General features: G+C 66.3%; 8 protein-coding genes and 2 riboswitches. Of the genes, 5 read left to right on the forward strand and 3 right to left on the reverse strand.

Annotated features, from left to right (window positions below; genetic code table 11):
• The first annotated feature begins 41 nt into the window (after positions 1–41).
• Positions 42–128: riboswitch (glycine riboswitch) on the forward strand.
• Between the two features lie 30 nt (positions 129–158).
• Positions 159–254, forward strand: a riboswitch (glycine riboswitch).
• A 59-nt stretch (positions 255–313) separates the two neighbouring features.
• The 3 genes from gcvT to gcvP all read left to right on the forward strand — a co-directional run bounded on the left by gcvT (position 314) and on the right by gcvP (position 4,933).
• A complete protein-coding gene (gene gcvT / locus AM586_RS04995; RefSeq protein ID WP_047826407.1) occupies positions 314–1,438 on the forward strand; it encodes a glycine cleavage system aminomethyltransferase GcvT in 1,125 nt (374 codons plus the stop codon).
• Positions 1,439–1,504: 66 nt separating this feature from the next.
• Positions 1,505–1,885, forward strand: coding sequence for a glycine cleavage system protein GcvH (gcvH, locus tag AM586_RS05000; protein ID WP_047826406.1), 381 nt, complete (start codon positions 1,505–1,507; stop codon positions 1,883–1,885).
• A 141-nt stretch (positions 1,886–2,026) separates the two neighbouring features.
• The gene (gene gcvP, locus AM586_RS05005) at positions 2,027–4,933 is read left to right on the forward strand and encodes an aminomethyl-transferring glycine dehydrogenase (protein WP_047826405.1); all 2,907 of its coding nucleotides are present in this window, start codon (positions 2,027–2,029) and stop codon (positions 4,931–4,933) included.
• 119 nt (positions 4,934–5,052) lie between these two features.
• Here the strand turns inward: gcvP and AM586_RS05010 are convergent, their stop codons facing one another.
• Entirely contained in the window at positions 5,053–6,741 is a 1,689-nt protein-coding gene (locus AM586_RS05010) for a methyl-accepting chemotaxis protein (protein ID WP_047826404.1), read from the reverse strand.
• Positions 6,742–6,916: 175 nt separating this feature from the next.
• On the opposite strand from AM586_RS05010, the gene AM586_RS05015 reads away from it, so the two are divergent.
• Positions 6,917–7,246, forward strand: coding sequence for a hypothetical protein (locus tag AM586_RS05015; RefSeq protein WP_047826403.1), 330 nt, complete (start codon positions 6,917–6,919; stop codon positions 7,244–7,246).
• Between the two features lie 83 nt (positions 7,247–7,329).
• Here the strand turns inward: AM586_RS05015 and AM586_RS05020 are convergent, their stop codons facing one another.
• Positions 7,330–8,997: a peptide chain release factor 3 gene (locus AM586_RS05020; protein WP_060566947.1), complete on the reverse strand. Its 1,668-nt coding sequence runs from the start codon at positions 8,995–8,997 to the stop codon at positions 7,330–7,332.
• Between the two features lie 477 nt (positions 8,998–9,474).
• Here AM586_RS05020 and AM586_RS05025 point away from each other — a divergent pair, with 477 nt between their 5' ends.
• On the forward strand, positions 9,475–10,287 hold the full coding sequence (locus AM586_RS05025; protein WP_047826402.1) for a Crp/Fnr family transcriptional regulator: 813 nt from the start codon (positions 9,475–9,477) through the stop codon (positions 10,285–10,287).
• On the opposite strand, the gene AM586_RS05030 is transcribed toward AM586_RS05025, so the two are convergent.
• The gene (locus AM586_RS05030) at positions 10,241–11,767 is read right to left on the reverse strand and encodes a CHASE3 domain-containing protein (RefSeq protein ID WP_082439659.1); all 1,527 of its coding nucleotides are present in this window, start codon (positions 11,765–11,767) and stop codon (positions 10,241–10,243) included. The genes AM586_RS05025 and AM586_RS05030 overlap by 47 nt on opposite strands.
• Positions 11,768–11,877: the final 110 nt, after the last annotated feature.

Here is an 11,877-nt window from a genome sequence, read left to right on the forward strand (position 1 = left end):
CTTCCTCGATTGACTTCCCGTCACGGCTCGCATATCCTTCGCAGTCTTGACCGGGAGAGCGCAGAAACCAGCTGCCGCCGAAGGGGCATCACCCGAAAACTCTCAGGCAACCGGACCGGTCGGGGGACGCACGCTTCTGCTTGTATAGGCAGGCGCGGCGGACCAACTCTGGAGAGCGGCCCCAGGCGGGCCCACCGAAGGGGCAGGCGGATTCAAGCCGCTATCTCTCAGGTATCGAGGACAGAGGGGTGCAGGAAGCACGCGGACATACCGCGTGCTCGACCCCTATTTCACTGCCCGAGGACCTCACGCCATGACGCTCAAAGCGACCCCGCTCAATTCCGCACACCGCTCCCTCGGAGCCAAGATGGTCGACTTTGGCGGCTGGGACATGCCCGTCAACTACGGTTCCCAGATCGAGGAACACCACGCAGTCCGTACCGACGCCGGCATGTTCGACGTCTCCCACATGTGCGTGGTCGACCTGCAGGGCGCGAACGTGCGCCCTTTCCTGCGCGGCCTGCTGGCGAATAACGTCGACAAGCTGCAGACCGCGGGCAAGGCCCTGTACTCCTGCATGCTGAATCCGGAAGGCGGCGTGATCGACGACCTGATCGTCTACTTCTTCCGCGAAGACTGGTTCCGCCTGGTCGTCAACGCCGGCACCGCCGAGAAGGACATCGCCTGGATCCGCCAGCAGAACGATGCCACCGGAAGCGGCCTGACCATCACGCCCCGCCGCGCGGACCTGAGCGACGACGGCATCGCCCTGATCGCCGTGCAGGGCCCGAACGCCCGCGCCAGGGTCTGGCAGGTGCTGCCGGCCACGCAGGCCGCTTCGGAAGCCATGAAGCCCTTCAACGTCGTCATCGTGAACGACACCCCGTTCGGCGAAGTGATGGTGGCGCGCACCGGCTACACCGGCGAGGATGGCTTCGAGATCGGCGTCCCGGCCACGCAGGCCGAAGCACTGTGGAATGCCCTGATCGGCGCCGGCGTGAAGCCGGCCGGCCTGGGCGCGCGCGACACCCTGCGCCTGGAAGCCGGCATGAACCTGTACGGCCAGGACATGGACGACAGCGTCTCGCCGCTCGACGCCGGCCTGGCCTGGACCGTCGACCTGGTAGCCGAGCGCGATTTCATCGGCAAGGCCGCCCTGCAGCAGAAGGGCCAGCAGCAGAACTTCGTCGGCCTGATCCTGCGCGAAAAAGGCGGCATCCTGCGCGCCCACCAGAAAGTCGTGGCCGCCAGCGGCAATGCCGGCGAGATCACCAGCGGCACCTTCAGCCCGAGCATGCAGCAGGCGATCGCGCTGGCGCGCGTCCCGGCCGAGGTGCAGGTCGGCGACACCGTGCACGTCGAAATCCGCGACAAGAAACTGGCCGCTTCCGTCGTCAAGCTGCCGTTCGTGCGCAACGGCAAGGTGCTGGCCGCCTGAAGCGCGTCCGCAGACAAGAACAACCTATACTTAACGCCCTCTCTCTCTATCCATTAGGAGCCATGCATGAACATCCCAGCCGACCTGAAATACACCGAATCCCACGAGTGGGTCCGTCAAGAAGCTGACGGCACCGTCACCGTCGGCATCACCGAATACGCACAGGACGCGCTGGGCGACATCGTGTTCGTCGAACTGCCGCAGGTCGGCAAGACCTTCGCCGCCGGCGACGACGCCGCCGTGGTCGAGTCGGTCAAGGCCGCCAGCGACATCTACGCCCCGGTCTCGGGCACCGTCACCGCCGTCAACCAGGCCACCGCCGACGCCCCGGACTCGATCAACGCCGACGCCTACGGCGCCTGGCTGTTCAAGCTGCAGCCGAGCGACCCGGCCGCGATCAACGGCCTGCTGGATGCAGCGGCTTACGGCAAGACCACCGAAGCTTAACCAGCACCACCCCGAAAGCAGCACGTCGCCCCCGCGCAGGCGGGGGTCCAAGTTTCCCGATCTGCCCGCAACCTGGATTCCCGCCTCCGCGGGGACGACGTTGATCCTTCCCGCCTCGATTCCTCTTTTTCGACTTCCGCCATGACCCGCACCAGCCTGACCCAACTCGAAGCACGCGATGGTTTCATCCCGCGCCACATCGGCCCGTCCGACGCCGAACAGGCAGCCATGCTGTCCGTCCTCGGCTACCAGAGCCGCGCCGCCCTGATCGATGCCGTCGTTCCCGCCAACATCCGCCGCAAGGACAAGCTGGACCTGGTCCAGTTCTTCGATCCGCTGCCCGAGCAGGCCGCGCTGGCCAAGCTGAAGGGCATCGCCTCGCAGAACAAGGTCATGAAGTCGATGATCGGCCAGGGCTACTACGGCACCTTCACCCCGCCTGTCATCCTGCGCAACATCTTCGAAAACCCGGCCTGGTACACCGCCTACACCCCGTACCAGCCCGAGATCTCGCAGGGCCGCCTGGAAGCGATCCTGAACTTCCAGCAGGTGATCACCGACCTGACCGGCATGGGCATCGCGAACGCCTCGATGCTGGACGAAGGCACCGCCGCCGCCGAAGCCATGACGCTGATCCAGCGCGTCGGCAAGTCGGCCTCGAAAGTCTTCTACGTCGCCGACGACGTGCTGCCGCAGACCCGTGAAGTGATCGAGACCCGCGCCAAGCCGATCGGCGTCGAGGTGCGCAGCATCGCAGCAAGCGACATCGAAAACCTCACGGAAAGCTGCTTCGGCGTCCTGCTGCAGTACCCGGGCGTGAACGGCGACGTGCGCGACTACCGCGCCGCCTGCGAGAAGCTGCACGCGACCGGCGCGATGGTCGTGGTCGCGGCCGACCTGCTGGCCCTGACCGTGCTGACCCCGCCGGGCGAATGGGGCGCCGACGTCGTGGTCGGCAACAGCCAGCGCTTCGGTGTGCCGCTCGGTTTCGGCGGCCCGCACGCCGGCTACCTGGCCACCCGCGACGACTACAAGCGCAGCATGGCGGGCCGCCTGGCCGGCGTCACCGTCGACGCCCAGGGCAACAAGGCGTTCCGCCTGGCGCTGCAGACCCGCGAACAGCACATCCGCCGCGAAAAAGCGACCTCGAACATCTGCACCGCGCAGGTGCTGCTGGCCGTGATGGCCTCGATGTACGCGATCTACCACGGCCCGAAAGGCCTCGAGCAGATCGCCCGCCGCGTGCACCGCTACACCGGCATCCTGGCCGCCTCGCTGCAGCAGCTCGGCTTCCAGCTGGCCAACGAGACCTATTTCGACACCCTGACCGTCATCGCCGACAACGCCGATGAGGTGCACCGCATCGCGGTCGAGAACGGCGTCAACCTGCGCCGCGTCGATGCGCGCCACGTCGGCCTGTCGCTGGACGAGACCACCGGCCGCGACGAGATCGCCCTGCTGGCGAAGATCTTCGCCGAAGCCGCCGGCAAGGGTCTGGAAAACTGCGCCAGCGTCGACTTCGACAGCCTGGACAGCGATGCCCAGGACGCCTTCCCGGCCGCCCTGTCGCGCACCAGCGCCTACCTGACGCACCCGACCTTCCACCGCTACCACGCCGAGCACGAGATGCTGCGCTACCTGCGCACCCTGGCCGACAAGGACCTGGCGCTGGACCGCACCATGATCCCGCTGGGTTCGTGCACGATGAAGCTGAACTCGACCTCGGAAATGATCCCGGTCACCTGGCCCGAGTTCTCGAACATCCACCCGTTCGCACCGGACGACCAGACCGTCGGCTACCGCGAAATGATCGGCCAGCTGGAAGCCATGCTGTGCGCCGTGACCGGCTACGCGGGTGTGTCGCTGCAGCCGAACGCCGGCTCGCAGGGCGAGTACGCCGGTCTGCTGATCATCAAGAAGTACCACGAGTCGCGCGGCGAAGGCCACCGCAACATCTGCCTGATCCCGTCGTCGGCGCACGGCACCAACCCGGCATCGGCGAGCATGGTCGGCATGCAGGTCGTCGTCACCGCCTGCGACGAGAACGGCAACGTCGACCTGGAGGACCTGAAGAAGAAGGCCGAGCAGCACAGCGCCAACCTGGCCTGCGTGATGGTCACCTACCCGTCGACCCACGGCGTGTTCGAGGAAGGCATCAAGGAACTGTGCGAGATCGTGCACGCGCATGGCGGCCAGGTCTACGTGGACGGCGCCAACATGAACGCGCTGGTCGGCGTGGCCGGCCCGGGCCTGTTCGGCGGCGACGTCAGCCACCTGAACCTGCACAAGACCTTCTGCATCCCGCACGGCGGCGGCGGTCCGGGCGTCGGTCCGGTGGCGGTGGGCGCACACCTGGTGCCCTTCCTGCCGAACCAGGCCTCGACCGGCTACCAGCGGAACGAAGCCGGCATCGGCGCGGTGAGCGCGGCGCCGTACGGCTCGGCCTCGATCCTGCCGATCTCGTGGATGTACATCGCGATGATGGGCGCGGAAGGCCTGACCGCCGCCACCGAGACGGCGATCCTCAACGCGAACTACATCGCGCGCCGCCTGGCGCCGCACTATCCGGTGCTGTACACCGGCCACGACGGCCTGGTCGCGCACGAGTGCATCATCGACCTGCGCCCGCTGCAGGACAAGACCGGCATCAGCAACGAAGACGTGGCCAAGCGCCTGATGGACTTCGGCTTCCACGCCCCGACCATGAGCTTCCCGGTGCCGGGCACGCTCATGATCGAGCCGACCGAGTCCGAGTCGAAGGCCGAACTGGACCGCTTCATCGAGGCGATGATCACCATTCACGCCGAGATCGTGAAGGTCGAGCGCGGCGAGTACGACCGCATGGACAACCCGCTGAAGGGCGCGCCGCACACCGCCGAAGTGGTCACCGCCGACGACTGGCAGCACAGCTACACCCGTGAAGTCGCCGCCTTCCCGGTACCGTCGCTGCGCCGCAAGAAGTACTGGCCGCCGGTCGGCCGCGCCGACAACGTCTACGGCGACCGTAATCTCTTCTGCGGTTGCGCCCCCATCGAAGATTACGAATAATCGCTAACTTCAAGGGGCCTCGAGAAACCGTAGCGAGCGGCCGCAGTTGGCGTCGAGAAGCGCAGCTGTACGAGTAGTACAGCGAGCATCGCAGACGCCAACTGCAACGCGCAGTAGGTTTATCGGGGCCCCGGCCTGCGGCTGCTTGCCAGCCGGAGATAGGGATGCCCGGGGCTGCCGGGGCGCTTGTCAGGCGCTCCGGCAGCCCCGTTTTCATTCCCGGCGTCCGAAGGGGCCTGCGCCGCCTCGTCGAGCCGGAACGCCGCCACCGCCTGCGACAGGCTGAGCGCCTGCTGCTGCAGGGTGCGCGCGGCCATCGCGGCTTCCTCCACCATGCGGGTGCCCTGCTGGTTCAGCTCGTCCATGCGCACGATGGCCTGGTTCACGCCCGCCAGGTTCTCGGCGCGCGCCGCGCTGGCGCATTCGATGCGGTTGACGATATTCCCCACTTCCTGCACCGAGCTGGTAAGAATGGCCATGCTGGAACCGGCGTCCAGCGCGATGCCGGTGCCGCCTTCGATCGCATCCATCGCCTCGCGCGCCAACTCGCGCGCCTCGCGCGCGTCGGCCGCCGCGCGGCCGGCCAGGGCCCGCACCTCGCAGGCGACCTGGGCGAAGTTCAGGGCCTGCGGGCCGCTGCGGGCCGCCTCGACCGCCGCGCTCAGGGCCAGGCTGCCGGCGCGGCCGCAGGCGGTCTCGATCGCTTCCCCGACCTCGTCCAGGCGCGCCGCCGAGCGCCGCACCCGCTCCAGGGTCGCCACCAGCCGGTGCACCACGCTGCCGCCCTGCTGGGCCGCGACGGTGGCCGATTCGGCCAGCCGGTTGGCCTGGCGCGCCGAGTCGGCGGTCTCCATCATCGCCGCCGCCAGGTCCTGCATCGAGGTCGCGGTCTGCTCCAGCGAAGCGCGCACGCCGGCGCGCGCGGGCAGGCCGGCGCGTCCGAGGGCGATCTCGCGCGAAGCCGTACCGATCGAACGCGCCGAGTCGAGGATCGTGCGCAGCGACAGGTTCAGGTTGCGGATGCTGTCGTCCAGCGCGCGCGAGGTGGCGGCGATCTCGTCGTCGCCGTCGACCCGGGCGCGCACCGTGAGGTCGCCGCTGGCCAGGCTGCTGGCGGCCGCCCCGATGGCGCCGATCTCGCCCAGCAGCGAGCGCCGCACCGCCATCGAGATCATCAGCGAGGCCGCGATCGACAGGATGATCACGATCGGCATCAGGGTCGCGACCGACTTGAAGTCGTCCGCGGCCTGCTCGGAGGCTTCTTCCGACATCTCCTGCTCGCGGCGCGCCAGTTCGTTCAGGCGCTCGGCGACCACGCCGAAGGCGCGCTCCGCCTTGGCCATCGCGGTGGCGCTGACCGACTGGTCTTCGCGCGCCAGCTCGATCACGTCGCGCACCGCGGCCACGTACAGGCGCCAGGCGGAGGCGGCCTGCTCGACGTAGCGCAGCTCGGCCTCGCGGTGCCTGGCCGGGGTTTCCCGGCCCAGCCGGCTCAGGCTGGCGAAGCCGCCCTCGACCTTCGTCTGCTGCTGCTGGACGTCGCGCACCAGCGGATCGATGCGCGAACGGGGGAAGCTGCCGCTGATCCAGGCGAGGATCTGGTAGGCTTGGGCATTCGCACGCTGCGCGGACGCCACCAGCTCGGACGCGGTGCGCATATGGGTGGCGCGCTGCTGGACGATGGCGTCGAGCGAAGCATTCTGGCGCACCATCGCGACGTAGGCACCGCAGGACAGGAGCACCAGCAGCATCAGCACCACGCCTGGCGCCAGCAGCAGTTTCGGGCCGATCCGGAGCCGCGCCAGCATCTCAGCGGCTCCGTGGATAATGGATTACAAACGGGATTGCAAGCGTCATGGTCTTCTCCCTGTCAACGATGTCGCTCAGCTATTTCTGACAAGCACGAAATAGACGTGCATTGAGGCAATCTACGCTGTCCGGCACAATGGCTTTTGTGCCCGATCAAAAACGGAAAGGAAGTACATGAAGCGTTCGAATGGAGCCGCGGCCCTGCTGTCGGCCCTGGTGTTCCCCGGCGTCGGCCAGTGGTATCAGCGGCGCCGCCGCCTGGCCCTGCTGTTCGCGCTGCCGGCCCTGGTGGCGGGCTTCGTCTACCTGAACTTCGCGCTGGACGAGGCGAGCGCCGTCGCCGACCAGGTGCTGTCCGGCGCGGTGGCGCTCGATCCCGCGGCGATCGCCGCGAAGGTGGAGGCGCAGCCGAGCTCGTGGATCGTCACGCTGAGCGGCTGGGTGTTCGTGGTTTGCTGGGTGGGCAGCGTGGTGGAGACGCTGGTGGGGAAAAAGCAGTTGTGACGGATGTGCATGGTGGGCGCAGGCCGCCCACCCTACGGTGACGGCAGGGTGGGCATCACATGCCCACCACCGCGCGCCAGCGTTCAGTCCAACTTTGCCGCGTGTTCGCGGGTCGCGTGGAACTGCAGCTTGGGCCAGCGTTCCTGCGTCAGGCGCAGATTGACGCCGGAGGTGGCGAGGAAGGCCAGGTTGCCGGCCGCATCGTAGGCCACCTGGGGCGCCAGCGCCGTTTCGAAGTCGGCCAGCGCCTTCTTGTCGTCGCTGGAGACCCAGCGCGCGCTGCTGATGCTGGAGCCTTCGAAGACGGCGTCGACGCCGTACTCGTTCAGCAGGCGGCTGGCGACCACCTCGAACTGCAGCACGCCGACCGCGCCCAGGATCAGTTCGCTGCCCATGACCGGCTTGAACACTTGCACGGCACCCTCTTCGCCGAGCTGCTGCAGGCCCTTGTGCAGCTGCTTCATCTTCAGCGGATTACGGATCCGCACGGTGCGGAACAGGTCCGGCGCGAAGTACGGGATGCCGGTGAAGGTCAGCAGCTCCCCTTCCGAGAAGCTGTCGCCGATCTGCATGTTGCCATGATTCGGCAGGCCGATGATGTCGCCGGCGTACGCTTCCTCGACCTGTTCGCGGCTCGAGGCCATGAAGGTCACCACCGAGGACAGCTTGACGTCGCGGCCCAGGCGCAGGTGCTTCACCTTCATGCCTTTGTCAAAGCGTCCCGAGCACACGCGCAGGAAGGCGATACGGTCGCGGTGGGCCGGGTCCATGTTGGCCTGGATCTTGAAGACGAAGCCGGAGAACGGCAGCTCTTCGGGCTTCACGGCGCGCACGGTGGCGTCGCGCTCGCGCGGGGCCGGGGCCCAGTCGATCAGGGCCGACAGGATCTCGCGCACGCCGAAGTTGTTGATCGCGGAACCGAAGAACACCGGGGTCTGCACGCCGGCCAGGAAGCGCTCGAGGTCGAACACGTGCGAAGCGCCGTGGACCAGCTCGACTTCCATCTTCAGCTGCTCGATCTCCATCGGGAACATCTCGGCCAGGCGCGGATTGTCGATGCCCTTGATGATCTCGTAGTCGCCGTCGGCCTTTTCCTCGCCGGCCTTGAACAGCATGATCTCATCCTTGATCAGGTGATACACGCCGCGGAAGTTCTTGCCCATGCCGATCGGCCAGGTCACCGGCGCGCACTCGATCTTCAGCACCGACTCGACCTCGTCGAGCAGCTCGAGGGGATCGCGGGTTTCGCGGTCCATCTTGTTCATGAAGGTGACGATCGGGGTCGCGCGCATGCGGCAGACGTCGAGCAGCTTGATGGTCTGCTCTTCCACGCCCTTGGCGGCGTCGATCACCATCAGGGCCGAGTCGACCGCGGTCAGCACGCGGTAGGTGTCTTCCGAGAAGTCCTGGTGGCCCGGGGTGTCCAGCAGGTTGATCACGTGGTCGCGGAACTCGAACTGCATCACCGAGGACGCGACCGAGATGCCGCGCTGCTTTTCGATGTCCATCCAGTCGGAGGTCGCGTGGCGCCCGCTCTTGCGGCCCTTGACGGTGCCGGCCATCTGGATCGCGCCCGAGAACAGCAGCAGCTTTTCGGTGAGCGTGGTCTTGCCGGCGTCGGGGTGGGAAATGATGCCGAAGGTACGGCGGCGCTGGACCTCGCGCGCGATCTGCGCGGCGGTCTTGGCCGAGGGAGCGGCGCCGACTTCGTCGACGCTATCTGGAGTGCTTGCTGCGGTTTCGTTGGACATGATCTCGCCTTCTCGGCGCTTTGCATAAACGCTCGATTTTACCGAGTCTTGCCCGCTTTGTGTGAATTGCTTCGGGCCGCGCACCTTTGCCGGCACTGTAGGACAAGTCGGGCTTGCACTGCAGCGGGGACACGGGAAGAGGCTTACGGATGGCAAGACTATGAGTCCGCGCTATGTTCCCCATGAACGTAATGTAGAGAACATTGTGGCGAAAACTGCCTGTATGGCTGAGCGCGAAATCGTTTTAATGCCCCTTCACCATTTCTGAGCAGCTAACAATTCCCTTTTTTGAATGTTTCTCCCTAGTAGGACTGGACTGACAAAACATCATGCATAGAGCCTACATAGGGGCGTCGACTAGTCTTATGTTCGCCAAGTGACTATGGCAATAAAGTACACACATCGCGATGAGGAAACCCATCCAAGCATTCGCCCCCCACGAAGTACGTGATGTAAGTCAGAGATAACGAGGACAATATGAATAACGCTCAACTTGGTGTTGCCGCTCAGAAAGCCCAGTCGGTCAGCCAGATTCCCGCTATGGCCGAGGAATTCAAAGTGGCGTCCCGTCCGGTCGTCAGCTACAGCGGCACCCAACAAAATGAGTTACTTGCGGCCCTGCCGCGCCAAGACCTGGAAACCCTGTTTGAGCATCTGGAACTGGTTCCCCTGCCCTTCGGCAAGGAACTGTTCGAATTCGGCAGCAAACTCGAATACGTCTACTTCCCCACCACCGCCATCGTCTCCCTGCTGTACGTGATGGAAGACGGCGCCACCACCGAAATCGCCGTGGTCGGCCATGAAGGCGCGGTCGGCGTGTCGCTGTTCATGGGCGAGCGCGCCACCTGCAGCGCCGTGGTCCAGAGCGCCGGCTACGGCTACCGCCTGAAGACGCAGTACCTGCGCGACGCCTTCAACAAGGGCGGCGCCCTGCCCCAGCTCCTGATGCGCTACACCAACGCGCTGTTCGCCCAGATGGCCCAGAACGCCGTCGGCGGCCGCCACAGCTCGATCGAACAGAAACTGTGCCGCTGGCTGCTGGACCGCCTGGACCGCTCGGCCAGCAACGAGCTGAAAGTGACCCAGGAACTGATCTCGATCATGCTGGGCGTGCGCCGCGAAAGCATCACCGCCGCTGCCGGCAAGCTGCAGGACGAAGGCCTGATCCAGTACCGCCGCGGCAACATCACCGTGCTGAACCGCCAGGGCCTGGAAGACTACGCCGGCGAATGCTACAAGGTCGCTAAAAGCGAGTATGACCGTCTGCTGATGGACGTTGCACGCGCATAAGGTCGCCACCGAGTTCCACACGGCGTGACGTACCGCCGCCGAGCGCCACCGGCGTCTCGGCGGAAGATTGATCCGATTTTACCTCCATTTCCAGCGCCGGCGAGGCCAGCGGCACCCAGGCTTGTACGCAAGTTCCCACCCCGTTCACCCCACGTTCCACCTTCAGCGTCCCGCCCAGCAGCAGCGCACGTTCGCGCATGCCCAGCAGGCCGTGCGATTTCGGCCGCCGCATCGCATCGGGCGGAATGCCGACGCCGTCGTCGCTGACTTCGAGCGCCACCGCATCGCCCTCGCGCGCCAGGTGCAGCACCACATGGCGGGCCTGCGCATACTTGGCGACATTGTTCAGCGCTTCCTGCGCGATGCGGAACAGGGCAATTGCCTGCATCGGGCCGGCGCCGTCGACATCGCCCTCGACCAGCGCTTCGCAGTCCAGGCGGGTGGCGCGCGCGAAATCCTCGCAATAACTCTGCAGCGCGGCCGCGAGGCCCATATTGTCCAGCAGGCTGGGCCGCAGGTCTTCGACGATGCGGCGCTTCAGCTGCACCGTCTCGACCAGGGTCGCGCGCGCACAGCCGAGCGCTGCCGCCTGTTCCGGATGCGAGGCCCTGATCTGCTCGCCGACGGTCGCCAGATACATGCCGATCGCCGTCAGGTTGGCGCCCATCTCGTCGTGCAACTCGCGCGCGAGACGCGCCTTTTCTTCTTCCGACACGCTGATCAGGTGACGCGACAGCACCGACAGCTGCTCGGTACGGTCCGCCACCAGGGTTTCGAGATGGTCATTGCTGTCCTGCAGGGCGCGCTCGGCGGCCAGGCGCAGGCGGAAACCGCGCCGGATCAGGTTATAGAACAGCACCAGCACCGCGATGGCGGCCATGTTGATGCCGACGCCCAGCAGCGCCGTGTGGCGGTACTGGTCATAGAAGGCGGCGCCGCCGGCGGCCAGCGTGTCGTTCTGCTCGCCCATCATCACCACGACCTGCAGGCGGATCTCGTCCATGCGGACCTGGTCTTCCTGGGTGCGCGAAATCGCCACGATATCGTCCAGGCCGCCACGGCGGTAGACTTCCAGCGCCTCGTGCATCAAGCCCATGCGGCGCCGCGCCAGGGTCTGCAGCTGGCTCAGGTTCTTCAGTTGGGAGGGATTGTCGGCCAGCAGGGTCTGCAGCGCGCCGAACTGGCCGTCCAGCTCGCGCTCGGCAGTGCGCAAGGGGCCGAGATAGGTGTCCGAACCGGACAGGAAATAGCTGCGCAGGCCGCTGTCGGCATCGGTCACGAGCAGGTTCACGTACTGCAGCCTGGCGGACACGCGGTCGGCCTGGGCCTGCCTTGCGTTGGTGGCCTTCAGGCTGTCGAGGTTGCGCACCAGGCTGACACCGTTGAGCACCAGGATGAAGATGCATATTGCGCACAGCAAGGTCTGGTACACGGGAAGGCTACGGCCCGGCCTGGGCGCGGCGTCGGTGCTGAAATACATCCTGGAACCTTCCTCTCACGCGGCGGACGATGTGCGCGATTATAGACTGAGAGAAATTGCTGTGCAGAGGAGCGCGGCTGGCGTGCGAGGGGGCGGGGAGCGAAAGGACG

Source organism: Massilia sp. WG5, from assembly GCF_001412595.2.
In the GTDB taxonomy this organism is placed as follows: Bacteria; Pseudomonadota; Gammaproteobacteria; order Burkholderiales; family Burkholderiaceae_D; genus Telluria.